Consider the following 15808-nt stretch of genomic DNA (forward strand, 5'->3'; position numbering starts at 1 on the left):
GTAGTCAACGGCAGTTGGTCCCATGTCGCCGGAACGAGTGGCGGGGCCTTCGTGCCCGGGCGGTCCGTACCCCTACTGGCGGGTACGGACCGCCCTGCCGTGTATGAGGCATCTCGATGTCACCACGGCTGCTTCAGGGAGGTAGGGTCGTAGGCGGTCGGGGACATCCCATACAGCTCGCCGGCGTCGAACCCGGCGTACCAACGAGGAGATCGGTTCGTGACGATCCGCGTAGGCATCAACGGCTTTGGCCGCATCGGTCGTAACTACTTCCGCGCGCTGCTGGAGCAGGGTGCAGACATCGAGATCGTGGCTGTCAACGACCTGGGTGACACCGCGACCACCGCTCACCTGCTGAAGTACGACACCATCCTCGGCCGCCTCAAGGAGGAGGTGTCCCACACCGGGGACACCATCACCGTCGGCGGCAAGACCATCAAGGTCCTGTCCGAGCGCAACCCCGCCGACATCCCGTGGGGTGAGCTGGGCGTCGACATCGTCATCGAGTCGACCGGCATCTTCACCAAGAAGGAAGACGCCGAGAAGCACATCGCCGGTGGCGCCAAGAAGGTCATCATCTCGGCTCCGGCCAAGAACGAGGACGTCACCATCGTCATGGGCGTCAACCAGGACGTCTACGACCCGGCGAACCACCACGTCATCTCCAACGCCTCCTGCACCACCAACTGTGTGGCGCCGATGGCGAAGGTCCTCGACGAGAACTTCGGCATCGTCAAGGGTCTGATGACCACGGTGCACGCGTACACGAACGACCAGCGCATCCTGGACTTCCCGCACAAGGACCTGCGCCGCGCCCGTGCCGCCGCCGAGAACATCATCCCGACCACCACCGGTGCCGCCAAGGCCACCGCCCTGGTCCTGCCGCAGCTCAAGGGCAAGCTGGACGGCATCGCCATGCGCGTCCCGGTCCCGACCGGCTCGGTCACCGACCTGGTCGTCGAGCTCTCCCGCGAGGTCACCAAGGAAGAGGTCAACGCCGCCTTCCAGAAGGCTGCCGAGGGCGAGCTCAAGGGCCTCCTCGAGTACACCGAGGACCCGATCGTCTCCTCCGACATCGTCAACGCCCCGGCGTCCTGCACCTTCGACTCCTCCCTGACCATGGTCCAGGAGGGCAAGAACGTGAAGATCATCGGTTGGTACGACAATGAGTGGGGCTACTCCAACCGCCTCGTCGACCTGACGGTCTTCGTCGGCAACCAGCTCTGATCGCTCCAAGCAGGCATCCCATGCGGTAGCAGGGCTCGGGCAGCACACGGTTGCGCTGCCCGAGCCCTGACGCACGTGCGGCGGGCCCCGGCGCGCCCACGACCCGATCGGCCCGGACCGGCCGTCCGGATCGATCAGCCCTCGTACGATCAAGAGCTTTCCCCAGGAGTCCGACCCATGAAGACGATCGACGAACTTCTCTCCGAAGGCGTGGACAACAAGCGGGTCTTCGTCCGCGCCGACCTCAACGTGCCGCTCGCCGACGGCCTCATCACCGACGACGGCCGCATCCGTGCCGTCCTGCCCACCGTCAAGGCCCTCGCCGAGGCGGGTGCCAAGGTGGTCGTCGCCTCCCACCTGGGCCGCCCCAAGGGCGCCCCGGACCCGGCCTTCTCCCTGCTGCCCGCCGCCGAGCGCCTCGGTGAACTCCTCGGCGCGCCCGTGGCGTTCGCCCAGGACACCGTCGGCCCCGCCGCCCACGACGCGGTCGACGGCCTCCAGCCGGGTCAGGTAGCGGTCATCGAGAACCTGCGCTTCAACCCCGGCGAGACGTCCAAGGACGACACCGAGCGCGGCGAGTTCGCGGACCAGCTCGCCGCCCTCGCCGATGTGTACGTGAGCGACGGCTTCGGGGCGGTCCACCGCAAGCACGCCTCCGTCTACGACCTCCCGGCCCGGCTGCCGCACTACGCCGGCTACCTCATCGCCACCGAGGTCGGCGTACTGAAGAAGCTCACCGAGGACGTCCAGCGGCCCTACGTCGTCGCTCTCGGCGGCGCCAAGGTCTCCGACAAGCTGGCCGTCATCGACCAGCTGCTCGGCAAGGCCGACCGTCTCCTCGTCGGCGGCGGCATGGCGTACACCTTCCTCAAGGCCAAGGGCTACGAGGTCGGGAAGTCGCTGTTGCAGGAGGACCAGATCCCGGCCGTTCAGGAATACATCGAGCGCGCCGAGAAGACCGGTGTCGAGCTGGTTCTGCCCGTCGACGCCCTCGTCTCGCCCGACTTCCCGGACCTGAAGACCAAGGCCCCGGCCAACCCCACCACCGTCGCCGCGGACGCGATCCCGGCCGACCAGGAGGGCCTGGACATCGGTCCTCAGACCCGCAAGCTGTACGCCTCGAAGCTCGCCGACGCGGCCACCGTCTTCTGGAACGGCCCGATGGGCGTCTTCGAGCACCCCGACTTCGCCGAGGGCACCAAGGCGGTCGCCCAGGCCCTCGTCGACTCCCAGGGCTTCACCGTGGTCGGCGGCGGCGACTCCGCCGCGGCCGTCCGCATCCTGGGATTCGACGAATCGGCATTCGGTCACATCTCGACCGGCGGCGGCGCCTCCCTCGAGTACCTCGAGGGCAAGACGCTCCCCGGCCTCGCCGCACTGGAGGACTGAACCTTGGCAGCATCGATTTCTTCCGGGCGCACGCCGCTGATGGCAGGCAACTGGAAGATGAACCTCAACCACCTCGAGGCCATCGCCCACGTCCAGAAGCTCGCCTTCGCCTTCGCGGACAAGGACTACGAGGCCGTCGAGGTCGCCGTCCTGCCGCCCTTCACCGACCTGCGCTCCGTGCAGACCCTGGTCGACGGGGACAAGCTCAAGATCAAGTACGGCGCCCAGGACCTCTCGGCGCACGACTCCGGTGCCTACACCGGCGAGATCTCGGGCTCGATGCTGGCCAAGCTGAAGTGCACCTATGTGGTGATCGGGCACTCCGAGCGCCGCCAGTACCACGGCGAGAGCGACGATCTTGTGAACGCCAAGGTCAAGGCCGCCTACAAGCACGGCCTGACCCCGATCCTGTGCGTCGGTGAGGAGCTGGAGGTCCGCGAGGCGGGTGAGCACGTCACCCACACGCTCGCCCAGGTCGAGGGCGGTCTGAAGGACCTCCCGGCCGAGCAGGCCGAGACCATCGTGATCGCCTACGAGCCTGTCTGGGCCATCGGGACCGGCAAGGTCTGCGGCTCCGACGACGCGCAGGAGGTCTGCGCGGCGATCCGCGGCAAGATCGCCGAGCTGTACTCCCAGGAGGTGGCTGACAAGGTGCGCATCCAGTACGGCGGCTCGGTGAAGTCCGGCAACGTCGCCGAGATCATGGCGAAGCCGGACATCGACGGCGCGCTGGTCGGCGGCGCCTCGCTCGACGCCGACGAGTTCGTCAAGATCGTCCGCTTCCGCGACCAGTGAGTGTGTCTTAGGGGCGATCCGTCGTACCCTTGCGGGGGCGAGGTGGCCTGCCACCCCGCCCCCGTCGTCCATCCGAGTCCGAGGAAGTTGGTCCAGCCGTGGTTTTGGGGTTCTCGATCGCCCTGATCGTCTTCAGCCTGCTGCTGATGCTGCTGGTGCTGATGCACAAGGGGAAGGGCGGCGGCCTCTCCGACATGTTCGGTGGCGGCATGCAGTCCTCCGTCGGCGGCTCGTCGGTCGCCGAGCGCAACCTCGACCGGATCACCGTCGTGATCGGTCTGCTCTGGCTCGCCTGCATCGTGGTGCTCGGCATCCTGATGAAGACCAACCACTAGCGTCGGTCGGTATCGGCAGGCCGGATAAAACGCACATAAAGCACGTAACGCCCCATGTTCGGTACGGGTCTTCGGACGCGGCCTATCATGGGGCTTGCGTCTGGGGGCGGGGGTAACTCCCATCACTGGACGCGCGTTGGGCCTTACGTAGACTGAGGCGCTCGCAGCGAAGCGAAACGCCGACTCGCTTCGCGGCACCATCACGCAGGGAGTTACGACCGTGGCAAGTGGCAACGCGATCCGAGGAAGCCGGGTCGGGGCGGGGCCGATGGGCGAGGCCGAGCGCGGCGAGTCCGCTCCGCGTCTGCGCGTCTCCTTCTGGTGCTCCAACGGGCACGAGACACAGCCCAGCTTCGCCAGCGACGCGCAGGTTCCCGACACCTGGGACTGCCCCCGCTGCGGCTTTCCGGCCGGACAGGACCGGGACAACCCGCCGGACCCGCCGCGCACCGAGCCGTACAAGACGCACCTCGCGTATGTACGGGAGCGGCGCAGCGACGCGGACGGCGAGGCGATCCTCGCCGAGGCGCTCGCCAAACTGCGGGGTGAAATCTAGGAGTTGAACCGGCCGGGTGCCTGCGGGCACCTGGCCGGTGCGCGTTCGGTACCGCGGTTGCGCGTACCGCCGGAGCGGCCCCGCACGGGCCGTGGCCGGCGCCTCGTACGGCCGGGGCAGGCCCCGCACGGGGTGCGCTCCGCAGAGTCCCGAGCGGCCTGTTTCCGCAGCTCAGCCCGATTGTCAGTGGTGCCCTCTACGGTTTGTGCATCGGCGAATCGTGAGGGGGGACGATGGCAACGGTCGAGGTGGCGGGCACCCTACGGCGGCCCGCATGGCGCGGAGGGTTCGGCCGGCTGTGGACCGCTGCCGTGGTCTCCCGGTTCGGGGCAGCGCTGCGGACGGCCGCGCTGCCCCTGCTCGCCGTGCGGCTCACGGACGAACCGCTCGTCGTCGCCTCGGTCACCGCCTGCGGCTATGTCCCGTGGCTGCTGTTCGGGCTGCTCGGCGGGGCTGTGGCCGACCGGGTGGACCAGCGTCGGGCGATGTGGGCCGTCGACACCGTGCGCGCACTGCTCGTCGCGGCCTTCTCGCTCATCGTGGGGCTCGGGCACGCCTCGATCCCACTGCTGCTGCTCCTCGCCTTCACGCTCACCACCCTCCAGACCCTCTTCGACAACGCCTCCACGGCCCTGCTGCCCACCCTGGTCGACCGCGCGGCTCTGGGCAGCGCCAACGCCCGGCTCATGATCGGACAGCAGCTCGCGGGCGGTCTGCTGGCGGGGCCGCTCGTGCCGCTGCTCCTGGCGGCCGGAGCGTTCATGCCCTTCACGGCCGACGCGGGCACCTTCCTGCTGGCCGCCGCCCTCGTCGCCTCCCTGCGGACGGAGTCGGCCGATCGGCAGCCGCGCCCGTCCGGCAGCACCCTGCGCGCTGAGATCGGCGAAGGGCTGCGCGCCCTGTGGGAGGACCGGGTTCTGCGCGCGGCCTGCCTGGCCACGCTGCTGTGCAACATCGGCATGGGCGCCCTGATCGCCACGCTGGTGTTGCACGTGACGCGCTGGCTGGACGCGGGTGACGCCGGATACGCGGCCGCGATGACGGCGTACTCGGCCGGCAGCCTCATCGGCGGATTCACCGCCCAGCGGATCGCACGCCGCACCGGACGCCTGCGCGCCCTGCTCGTCGCCGGCGGCGTCCAGACGGCGTGCCTGCTGCTCATCGGGACCGTCCGCCACACAGGAGCGCTGCTCGCGGGAATGCTGCTGTTCGGCGCCATGGGCATGGTGTGGAACGTCAACCAGGTCACCCTGATGCAGCACCGCAGCCCCGAGACCATGGTGGGCCGTATCGCCGCCGCCTTCCGCACCGCCTCCACGGCGGGCGCCCCGCTCGGCGCCCTGCTCGGCGGAGCCGTGGCACGGACATACGGGCTGAACGGGCCCGCGCTGCTCGCAGCTGCGCTCTTCGCGCTGGCCGTCACCTCGCTGACACACGCGCGCAAGGCGGACGTACCTGTTGTTGCCCCGGAGGACGGCGTGACAAGAGGTCAGGCCGCATCGGCATCAATTAGGTTGGGACCGGCAGCGGGGCGAGCTATGCAGCAGCACAGGCAAGGAAGAAGGCTGAACTCTCAGATGAACGCAGACAGCCGTACCAGGCTCAACCAGACGCCCGAGTGGACCGCTCTGGCCAAGCACCGCGAGGAGCTCGGCGAGGTGCGGCTGCGCGAGTTGTTCGCGGCGGACCCGGGCCGCGGCAGCGGGTACGCCCTCCAGGTCGGCGATCTGCACGTCGACTACTCCAAGCACCTGGTCACCGAGGAGACGCTGCGGCTGCTGCGCGAGCTGGCCGCCGCGCGGGACGTCTTCGGCCTCAGGGACGCCATGTTCCGCGGCGAGAAGATCAACACCACCGAGAACCGCGCGGTCCTGCACACCGCCCTGCGCGCGCCCCGGGACGCGGTGATCGAGGTCGACGGCGAGAACGTGGTGCCCAAGGTGCACGCTGTGCTCGACCAGATGACCGACTTCGCGGACCGGGTCCGGTCGGGCGAGTGGACCGGTCACACGGGCAAGCGCATCAAGAACGTCGTCAACATCGGCATCGGCGGCTCGGACCTGGGCCCCGCGATGGCGTACGAGGCGCTGCGCGCCTACACCGACCGCGACCTGACCGTCCGCTTCGTGTCCAACGTGGACGGCGCCGACCTGCACGAGGCCACCCGCGACCTGGACGCGGCGGAGACGCTGTTCATCATCGCCTCCAAGACGTTCACCACGATCGAGACGATCACCAACGCGACCTCGGCCCGCAAGTGGCTGCTGGGCGAGCTGAAGGCCGGCCAGGAGGCGGTCGCGAAGCACTTCGTGGCGCTGTCGACGAATGCCGAGAAGGTCGAGGAGTTCGGCATCGACACGGCCAACATGTTCGAGTTCTGGGACTGGGTCGGCGGCCGGTACTCCTACGACTCGGCGATCGGTCTGTCCCTGATGATCGCCATCGGTCCGGACCGCTTCCGGGAGATGCTCGACGGCTTCCGCACCGTCGACGAGCACTTCAGGACCGCGCCCGCCGAGTCCAACGTGCCGCTGCTCCTCGGCCTGCTGGGCATCTGGTACGGCAACTTCCACGACGCCCAGTCGCACGCCGTGCTGCCCTACTCGCACTACCTGTCCAAGTTCACCGCGTACCTCCAGCAGCTGGACATGGAGTCCAACGGCAAGTACGTCGGCCGGGACGGGCGCGAGGTCGAATGGCAGACCGGTCCCATCGTCTGGGGCACCCCGGGCACCAACGGGCAGCACGCCTACTACCAGCTCATCCACCAGGGCACCAAGCTGATCCCGGCCGACTTCATCGGCTTCGCCGAGCCGGTCGCCGAGCTCGCCGACGAGCTGAAGGCCCAGCACGACCTGCTGATGGCGAACTTCTTCGCCCAGACCCAGGCGCTGGCCTTCGGCAAGACCCCGGACGAGGTGCGCGCGGAGGGAGTGCCTGAGGAGCTGGTGCCCCACAAGACGTTCAAGGGCAACCACCCGACCACCACCATCCTCGCCAAGGAGCTGACCCCGTCGGTCCTCGGCCAGCTCATCGCTCTCTACGAGCACAAGGTGTTCGTCCAGGGCGCGATCTGGAACATCGACTCCTTCGACCAGTGGGGTGTGGAGCTGGGCAAGGTCCTCGCCAAGCGCGTCGAGCCCGCGCTGACCGAGGGCGCCGAAGTACCGGGCCTGGACGAGTCCAGCAAGGCCCTGGTCGCCAAGTACCGGGAATGGCGCGGTCGTTAGTGCCACGGCGGGGGGGCGGGCGGCACGACCGTGCGCCTCCCGCCCCCGGCTCCCCGCTCAGGCCGTCGTGCGTGCTCAGGCCACCGCGCTCAGCGTGTCCGCGAGCCGGCGGCGGGCCGCGCGGGCCGCGGGCAGGGCGGCGAGTGCGGCGGCTCCCGCCACGGCCGCGGCGCCGAACAGCAGCAGGAGGACGGGGGAGGGCCCCCGGGCCAGCCCGGCGCCGATACCGCTGGAGCGGCCCTGGGCGTCGATCAGCCAGTGGGCGAGGGGCAGACCCAGCGCCGTACCGACGGCCACCGCGGCCAGGGCGGTGCAGGCGGTGGCCGTGACCGTGATCGCGGTGATCTGCCGTGGGGACAGGCCGATGGCCTTGAGCGCCAGGAGGTCCCGTTCGCCCTCGCGGACGGTGCCGCCGATCGCGGTCAGCAGTTCGACGATCCCGATGAGCGCCAGCACGGCGATCAGTCCGGCGACGACTCCGCGCAGCGGTGACAGACCGTCCGCCGGGTTCGCCACCGGGTGCACGTCCAGGTGTCCGTGGGTGGCTCTGGCCAGGTCGCCGGCGACCTGGTGCGGATCGGCGCCCGGGCGCAGCCGGAGCTCGTAGAGGGCGGGACGCAGGCCCGGGTCGTTCTCGCGGAGGGTGTCCAGCGAGGTGGAGATGACCCGGCCGGCGTTCTCCGGTTCGATGCTGCGGCCCACGATGTGCAGGATCTGCGGCTGGTCGCCCACCGTCATCCGGACCCAGTCGCCGACCCGCACATCCAGCAGGTCCAGCAGCCCCTGCCCGGCCACGGCCTCGTCGGGGCCCCGCGCGGGACGGCCCTCGGCGAGAGCGTAGGGGTAGGGGTTCTGGCGGGTGCCCAGACCGCGCAGGGCGATGGTGGCCGTCTGGCCCGGCACCAGGGCGGCCACCTCGACGCCCGGGTAGGCGTCGGCGACCTGCCGGTCGCGTTCCAGCAGGGCGCGCGTGGCCGCCTCGTCGAGACCGCTGTCGGGGCGCACGGTGAGGGCGGCGGCGAGGCCGACCTCGTCGGGCCTGGAGTGGAAGCGGTCGATGGTGGTCCACGCGCTCATCGCCACCACGATCAGCAGCAGCGGCAGGGCGAGCCGGGCGACCGTGGCCAGCGACCGGGGCCGGCGTGCGAACGCCCGGTGCCAGCCCAGGACCAGCGCGGGCGACAGCCGCAGACCCAGAGCGCCGCGTGCCAGGGCCGTCAGACGTCCGCCGGCCGGGGCCGCGGGCCGTGGCACCGGCACCGGAGGCACCCGCCCCGCCCGCCAGGCCGCGAGCCCGGTGGTGGCGGCGATGAACAGCACCGCTCCGGCCGGGACCGCGAACAGCGCCACGGTGTGTCCCGGCAGCCCCTGCCACACGCCGACCGCGTCGCCGAAGCGCCCGGGGATCCGGCGGCCCAGCCCCTGGGCGAGCGCGGCCGCGGCCACCGCGCCGAGCAGGGCGTAGGCCACGTGCTGGAGCAGGAAGACGCGGACGACCTGGCCGGGTGTGAAGCCGATCGCCTTCAGTACCGAGATGTCCCGCAGATGCCCACGCACCCGGGTGCCGATCGCCCCGTGCACGGCGAACCCGGCCGCCACCAGCGCACCCAGACCGAACAGGCCGAGGACCTGCCCCAGCAGCCGGTTGTCGCCCTGCGCCTCGGCCCGGGCCTGTTGCCAGGTCGAGACCTCGGTGACCGCGCCGGCTCCCAGCGCGGTGACGGCGCGCTGGACGGCGTAGTCCGTGTCGTCGGGGTTGGACAGGCGCAGCCCGGTCACCTCTCCGCCGGCATCGCGCACGGCGGACGGCAGGGCCCAGACGAGCCCGGACTGTTCACCGGGGCGGTAGCGGGGTTCGGCGCTGTCCGCGATCCCGACCACGGTCAGCGTCCTGGCCGTACCGGCCACCGTCAGCCTGTCCCCGGGCTCCGCCAGCAGCGCCCGGGCGAGCCGGCTCTCCAGCACCACGCCGCCCGGGTCGGCGGGATCCAGCCAGTGGCCCGAGGCGAGCAGCGGCCGGCCGACGGAGGGCTGCCCGGGGGTGGCACGCAGTTCGACGGAGGCGCGGGTGCCACGGGAGGCGAGAGTCGCGGACTCGGTCGGGTAGGGTCCGGCGACGGATTCGACGCCGTCCAGGTGGGCGAGGACGGCCGCGTCGGTGGAGCGGGCGGTGTGGATCCACACGTGCGCACCGCGCGCCTGCGTGAAGATGCGCTGCCAGGGGTTGGTGGCGTATCCGAACAGGGCTGTGGCGAGCAGCAGGGAGGCGACGATGCCGGCGGTGGCGAGCACCATGAACAGTGCCTCGCCGCGGTGTGTGCGCAGATCGGAGTGCGCCCAGCGCAGGGTGGCTCGCACAGGCTTCAGCCCCTGGTCCCTGGGAGGGCGCCCGAGCGCGTCAGGTGGTCGTACACCGCACTCAGTCCTTCAACTCCAGCACGCCGGCCACACCGGAGGTCCCGGCCCGGCGCGGCGGCGTGGCGTCCAGCTCGGCGTCGTCGACGATCCGCCCGTCGAAGAAGCTGATGACGCGGTCGGCGGCGCTCGCCAGCCGGGCGTCATGGGTGACAAGTACGATGCTCTGCCCGCGCTGGTGGAAGCGGGACAGCAGCCGCATCACCTCGCGGGTGCCCTTGCTGTCGAGGCTGCCCGCGGGCTCGTCGGCGAGCAGCAGCGGCGGATGGTTGACCAGGGCCCGGGCGAGCGCGACCCGCTGCTGCTCGCCGCCGGACAGCTCGCCCGGCATGCTGCGCTCCTTGCCGGTCAGGCCCAGCTCGGCCAGCAGCGCCTCCCGCTCGGCCCGCGCCTGCTTCGGCGGCACACCGGCGAGCAGGGCGGGCAGCTCCACGTTGTCCGCGACCGACAGGTCGGAGACCAGGTTGAAGAACTGGAAGACGATCCCGATGCGCTTCCTGCGCTCCACGGCCCAGCGCGCCTCGCTGTAGGAGTCGGTGCGCTCGCCGTCCAGCCAGATGCTGCCGCCGTCGGGTCGCTGCAACCCGCCGAGCAGGTGCAACAGCGTCGACTTCCCGGCGCCGGACGGGCCGGTGACCGCCACGAACTCACCGTGCGAGAGGCTGAGATCGACCCCGCGTACGGCGTGCGCCGGGGCTCCTTCGCCGTAGTGGGTCTTGACCAGGCCCTCGGCGCGCAGCAGAGGAGTGGGGCGCTCGCTCATTCCAGCTCCTCCAGTTCCTCCTGGCACCGCTCCAGCCAGTCGAGGTCGGCCTGCAGGTGCAGCATCGCACCCTCGATCAGCAGATGGGCGATACGGTTGTCGCGGTCTTCGGCGGCGGCCAGTTTCGACAGGTCGCGCATGGTGTTGAGGTACTGGCGCCGCTGCTTGTTGATCAGGGCGATCTGGTCGGCGAGACCGGTCCGCGGGGCGAGCGCCAGCTTCATGAAGAACTCGTCCCGTACCCGCGGCTCGTCCTCGGTCGCCTCGAACCAGGCGTGCAGCGCCTCCCGCCCGGCGTCTGTGAGGTGGTAGACCTTTTTGTTGGGCCGGCTGGACTGCTCGACGTCCTCGCCCTCGATCAGTCCCGACTTCTCGAGGCGGCCGAGGGTGACGTAGATCTGGCCGACGTTCGGCTGAGGGTACGCGGAGCCCAGCAGTTGCTCAAGGTCCTGCTTGAGCTCGTAGCCGTGGGCGGGGCCGCGCGCGAGGAGTGCCAGGAGGGGCAGGCGCACTCGTGCTGTCCTCCTGTCTGCTCACAATGTGCTCCAGGCCCTAGTATCGCCCATACCTAACAGGTATACATGGCCTCTGACTCCTGGGCGATGGTGCCCGGAGCCATGTGCATGTGTACAGGGAGGAACCTATGCGGTGGATACGCGCCGCCGGTAGGTGCCTCCTCGTCCTCGCCGTGGTCATGACGGGTTACGTGGCCTCCGGCGCCCGCGCCGACGAGGGGAGTACCGGGGGCCGCGGCCCGCTCACCCTGGCCACCGCGGGAGACCTCACCGGTTACCTCGGCCCGCTCCTTCAGGGCTGGAACCGCACCCACCCCGGCGAGAAGGTCACCCTCGTCGAGCTGCCGGACTCCGCCGACGAGACGCATGCGCAGATGACCACCGACCTGCGCGGCGGCGACCGGAGCCGGTTCGACGTCCTGAACATCGACGTCGCCTGGACCTCCGAGTTCGCGGCGGCGGGCTGGATCCGCCCGCTGCCGCGCGACCGGTTCCCGCTGAGGACCTTCCTGCCGCCGGTCGTCGACACGGCCACCTACGACGGACAGCTGTACGCCGTCCCGTATGTCACGAATGCCGGGCTCCTCCTGTACCGCAAGGACATCCTCGCCAAGGAGGGCGTGCCGCCGCCGCGCACCTGGGCCGAACTGGAGCACGATGCGAAGACCATCGCGCCCAAGTACGGGCTCGGCGGCTATGCGGGCCAGTTCCTGCCCTACGAGGGCCTCACCGTCAACGCGGCCGAGGCCGTGTACTCGGCGGGCGGCACCATCCTCGGTGACGAGGGTGCCCGGGTCACCGTCAATTCCGACGCGGCCCGCCAGGGGATCGGCTTCCTCGTCCGTGGGGTCCGAGAGGGGTGGATTCCCAAGGTGGCGCTGACGTACAAGGAGGAGGAGTCCAAGCAGGCCTTCCAGGACGGCCGGCTGCTCTTCCTGCGCAACTGGCCGTACGCGTACGTCGCCGCTTCCGCCCCGGGCTCGAAGGTCGCCGGGAGGATCGGCGCCGTCCCGCTGCCGGGGCCCGACGGGCCGGGGACGAGTGTTCTCGGCGGCTCCAACCTGGCCGTCAACACCCATGCACGCCACCCCGAGTCGGCCGCGCGCCTGATCGCGTACCTCACCGGCGAGGGCGTCCAACGCCAGGTGCTCACCCGTGGGGCGCTGCCGCCCGTGCGCGCCGCGCTTTACGACGACCCCGAACTCGTGCGGCAGTTCCCGTATCTGCCGACCCTGCGCGCCGCTGTGCTCGCGGCCGCACCGCGCCCCAAGAGCCCGCGCTACGACCAGGTCAGCCTGGCGGTGCAGGCGGTGGTGCACGACGCGCTGACGGGGCAGGAGACGCCCGGGTCGGCAGTGCGACGCCTGGCGCGCGAGCTGGCCGCCATCTCGCATCGCTAGTTACCTGTTAGGTAACGCGGACGTCTCATCTGACCTCTCGGTGCACTGATAAGTCCGGATTTGATCCCCCAACTTCCCAGTTGTTTCCGTACTGTTCGTTGACACCCCCGTGAAACCGCTACTTAACATGCATGCATAACCGTTAGCACGCACAGACAGGTCAACGGGGTGAGTCCCAAGCACATCGACATCCGTCGCTGGTGGCGCGACGCAGTGATCTACCAGGTGTACGTCCGCAGCTTCCTGGACAGCACCGGCGACGGCATCGGCGATCTGGCCGGCGTCAGGGCCGGCCTGCCGTACCTGAAGAAGCTCGGCGTCGACGGGATCTGGCTGAGCCCCTTCTACCCCTCCCCGCAGCACGACCACGGCTACGACGTCTCCGACTACTGCGACGTCGACCCGCTCTTCGGTGACCTCGCCGAGTTCGACCTGCTCACGGCGGCCGCCCGGCGGCTCGGCGTCAAGGTGCTCCTGGACATCGTCCCCAACCACTGCTCCAGCGAGCACCCGTGGTTCCGGGAGGCTCTCGCCTCGCCGCCCGGCAGCCCGGCCCGCGCCCGCTTCCACTTCGCCGACGGCCGCGGGCCCGACGGCTCCGAGCCGCCCAACAACTGGCACGCCATGTTCGGTGGCCCGGCGTGGACCCGGATCACGGAGGCGGACGGCCGCCCCGGCCAGTGGTACCTGCACATGTTCACGCCCGAGCAGCCCGACTGGAACTGGCGCAACCCGGACGTCCCCGCCGAGTTCGACCGGGTGCTGCGCTTCTGGCTGGACCGGGGCGTCGACGGCTTCCGCATCGACGTCGCCGCCGGCCTGTTCAAGCACCCGGAGCTGCCCGACTCCCCGGACCCGGAGGCCGACGCCCGCACCCGCGACTCGGTCAACCCGCTCGCCTGGAACCAGCCCGAGGTGCACGACGTGTGGCGTCACTGGCGATCGGTGTGCGAGGAGTACACGGCACGCGACGGCCGTGAGCGCCTCCTGGTGGGCGAGGTCTCGGTGCCGACCGCCCGTGAGCACGCGAAGTACGTCCGCCCGGACGAGCTGCACCAGGCCTTCTTCTTCGACCTGCTCAGCGCCCCCTGGGACCCCGACGCCTTCCGCAAGGTGGTCTCCGAGGCCATGCAGGACATCGCGGGCACGGGCTCCACGGTCACCTGGGTCCTCAACAACCACGACCAGGTGCGCACCGTCACCCGCTACGGAGAACCCACCCCGCAGGGCAGCGGTCTCGGTGCCGCCCGTGCCCGCGCCGCCGCGCTGCTGATGCTGGCACTGCCCGGAGCCGCGTACATCTACCAGGGCGAGGAGCTGGGCCTGCCCGAGGTCGTCGACCTGCCCGACGACGTGCTCACCGACCCGATCTTCCGCCGTACCGGAAGCCGCGCCCGGATCCGCGACGGCTGCCGGGTACCGCTGCCCTGGTCCGGGCAGGCCTCCCCGTTCGGCTTCACCTCCGGCGCCGAGGGGGCGAGGCCCTGGCTGCCGCAGCCGGAGTACTTCGCGGAGTACGCCACCGACCGGGCCCTCGCCGACACCCGCTCCTTCTGGCACCTGTACCGCGACGGCCTCCAACTGCGCTCCTCCCTCCCGCAGTTGGGCGAGGGCACGTTGCGCTGGCTGGAGACCCCGCCCGGCGTCCTCGCCTTCGTACGCGGCGACGACCTGGTCTGCGCCGTCAACTTCGGTACCGCCCCCACGCCCGCGCCGGTCTCCGGCACCCCCCTGCTGGCCAGCGGCCCCTGCCCGCCCGGGGTGCTCCCCGGCTCGACGGCCGCCTGGTGGATCAGCGACGGCACCGACCTCTGACCCCGTTCATTCCCCCATCCCCGAAGGGACATCAACGATGATGCGACGACGTACCACCCTGCTCACCGGCTGCACCGCCCTCGCCCTCGCACTCGGCGCGACCGCCTGCGGCGGCGGCCCCGTCACCGCGGGCGGCGGTGACAAGGCGCTCAGCGGCCAGACGGTCACCGTGGCCGGCGTGTGGACCGGCAGCGAGCAGAAGAACTTCCAGAAGGTCCTGGACGCGTTCAGCGAGAAGACCGGCGCCAAGACGCAGTTCATCTCCACCGGCGACAACGTCTCCACCGTCGTCGGCAGCAAGATCGAGGGCGGCAACGCGCCGGACGTCGTGATGGTCCCGCAGGTCGGCGTGCTCCAGCAGTTCGCCAAGAAGGGCTGGCTCCAGCAGCTGTCCGCGACCACCGAGAAGTCGGTCGACAGCAACTACGCGCCGGTGTGGAGGAAGTACGGCAGCGTCGACGGCACCCTGTACGGCCTGTACTTCAAGGCCGCCCACAAGTCGACCGTCTGGTACAGCCCCGACGCGCTCAACCAGGCCGGGGTCAAGCCGCCGAAGACGTACGACGAGATGCTGAAGGCCGGGCACACCGTCTCCGACTCGGGCCTCGCCGCCTTCGCGGTCGCGGGGGAGGACGGCTGGACCCTCACCGACTGGTTCGAGAACATCTACCTGTCCCAGGCCGGTCCCGAGAAGTACGACGCGCTCGCCGCGCACAAGCTCAAGTGGACCGACCCGAGCGTGGTCGAGGCGCTCACCACGCTGGGCAAGCTGTTCAAGGACAAGCAGCTGATCGCGGGCGGGCAGAAGGAAGCCCTGAACACCGACTTCCCGGGCTCTGTGGAGAAGGTGTTCGGGCCCAAGCCGCAGGCGGGCATGGTCTACGAGGGCGACTTCGTGGCCGGGGTCGCGCACGACCAGTTCGGAAAGACCATCGGCAAGGACGCGAACTTCTTCCCGTTCCCGTCGGTCGACAGCGGTACGGCACCGGTCGTCAGCGGCGGGGACGCGGCCGTCGTCCTCAAGGACGGCAAGAACGCCAAGGCCGGCATGAAGCTGCTGGAGTACCTGGCGACCCCCGAGGCCGCGGCCGTGTGGGCGAAGGCGGGCGGCTTCCTGTCCCCGAACAAGAAGCTCGACCTCTCCTCCTACTCCGACGACGTGACGCGGGCGACGGCCAAGTCCCTGATCACGGCGGGCGATTCGGTCCGCTTCGACATGTCCGACCAGGCGCCGGCGGCCTTCGGCGGCACCAAGGGCGCGGGCGAGTGGAAGCTGCTGCAGGACTTCCTGCGCGACCCGTCGAACCCGAAGGCGACCGCGGCCCAGCTGGAGGACGCGGCGGCCAAGGCCTACCAGGGCTGACCGGT

12 protein-coding genes and 1 pseudogene are annotated in these 15808 nt (G+C 70.4%); 10 read left to right on the top strand and 3 right to left on the bottom strand.

Annotated features, from left to right (window positions below; genetic code table 11):
* Positions 1 to 219: 219 nt before the first annotated feature.
* The 7 genes and pseudogenes from gap (at position 220) to pgi (ending at position 7532) form a co-directional block, all read left to right on the top strand.
* Positions 220 to 1227 (top strand): type I glyceraldehyde-3-phosphate dehydrogenase, encoded by a 1008-nt coding sequence (gap, locus tag ACZ7L1_RS04165; protein ID WP_471434012.1) that lies wholly within the window; start codon positions 220 to 222, stop codon positions 1225 to 1227.
* A 177-nt stretch (positions 1228 to 1404) separates the two neighbouring features.
* Positions 1405 to 2616 (top strand): phosphoglycerate kinase, encoded by a 1212-nt coding sequence (locus ACZ7L1_RS04170; RefSeq protein WP_471434014.1) that lies wholly within the window; start codon positions 1405 to 1407, stop codon positions 2614 to 2616.
* Between the two features lie 39 nt (positions 2617 to 2655).
* Complete coding sequence (gene tpiA / locus ACZ7L1_RS04175; RefSeq protein WP_471434226.1) at positions 2656 to 3411, top strand: triose-phosphate isomerase; 756 nt, start codon at positions 2656 to 2658, stop codon at positions 3409 to 3411.
* 98 nt (positions 3412 to 3509) lie between these two features.
* Positions 3510 to 3746, top strand: coding sequence for a preprotein translocase subunit SecG (gene secG, locus ACZ7L1_RS04180; RefSeq protein ID WP_200423294.1), 237 nt, complete (start codon positions 3510 to 3512; stop codon positions 3744 to 3746).
* 220 nt (positions 3747 to 3966) lie between these two features.
* Positions 3967 to 4302 carry an RNA polymerase-binding protein RbpA gene (locus tag ACZ7L1_RS04185; RefSeq protein WP_078066843.1) on the top strand — a complete coding sequence of 112 codons (336 nt, stop codon included), beginning with the start codon at positions 3967 to 3969 and terminating at the stop codon, positions 4300 to 4302.
* A gap of 233 nt (positions 4303 to 4535) precedes the next feature.
* Positions 4536 to 5729 (top strand): annotated as a pseudogene (locus ACZ7L1_RS04190) (MFS transporter); the annotation flags it as partial.
* 150 nt (positions 5730 to 5879) lie between these two features.
* Positions 5880 to 7532, top strand: a complete 1653-nt coding sequence (pgi, locus tag ACZ7L1_RS04195) for a glucose-6-phosphate isomerase (protein ID WP_471434228.1) — start codon at positions 5880 to 5882, stop codon at positions 7530 to 7532.
* Positions 7533 to 7607: 75 nt separating this feature from the next.
* On the opposite strand, the gene ACZ7L1_RS04200 is transcribed toward pgi, so the two are convergent.
* From ACZ7L1_RS04200 to ACZ7L1_RS04210, 3 genes are all read right to left on the bottom strand, one after another.
* A complete protein-coding gene (locus ACZ7L1_RS04200; RefSeq protein WP_471434016.1) occupies positions 7608 to 9890 on the bottom strand; it encodes an ABC transporter permease in 2283 nt (760 codons plus the stop codon).
* A gap of 61 nt (positions 9891 to 9951) precedes the next feature.
* Positions 9952 to 10710 (bottom strand): ABC transporter ATP-binding protein, encoded by a 759-nt coding sequence (locus ACZ7L1_RS04205; RefSeq protein ID WP_471434018.1) that lies wholly within the window; start codon positions 10708 to 10710, stop codon positions 9952 to 9954.
* Entirely contained in the window at positions 10707 to 11222 is a 516-nt protein-coding gene (locus tag ACZ7L1_RS04210; RefSeq protein WP_471434019.1) for a PadR family transcriptional regulator, read from the bottom strand. Before ACZ7L1_RS04210 ends, ACZ7L1_RS04205 begins: the two co-directional genes overlap by 4 nt.
* Positions 11223 to 11353: 131 nt before the next feature.
* Between ACZ7L1_RS04210 and ACZ7L1_RS04215 the strand changes: the two genes are divergently transcribed.
* The 3 genes from ACZ7L1_RS04215 (at position 11354) to ACZ7L1_RS04225 (ending at position 15803) form a co-directional block, all read left to right on the top strand.
* Entirely contained in the window at positions 11354 to 12625 is a 1272-nt protein-coding gene (locus ACZ7L1_RS04215; RefSeq protein ID WP_471434021.1) for an ABC transporter substrate-binding protein, read from the top strand.
* Positions 12626 to 12793: 168 nt separating this feature from the next.
* Positions 12794 to 14440, top strand: a complete 1647-nt coding sequence (locus ACZ7L1_RS04220) for a glycoside hydrolase family 13 protein (protein WP_471434022.1) — start codon at positions 12794 to 12796, stop codon at positions 14438 to 14440.
* 37 nt (positions 14441 to 14477) lie between these two features.
* Positions 14478 to 15803: an ABC transporter substrate-binding protein gene (locus tag ACZ7L1_RS04225; RefSeq protein WP_471434024.1), complete on the top strand. Its 1326-nt coding sequence runs from the start codon at positions 14478 to 14480 to the stop codon at positions 15801 to 15803.
* The last annotated feature ends 5 nt before the right edge of the window (positions 15804 to 15808 follow it).

The organism is Streptomyces sp. NPDC107546, from assembly GCF_055639175.1.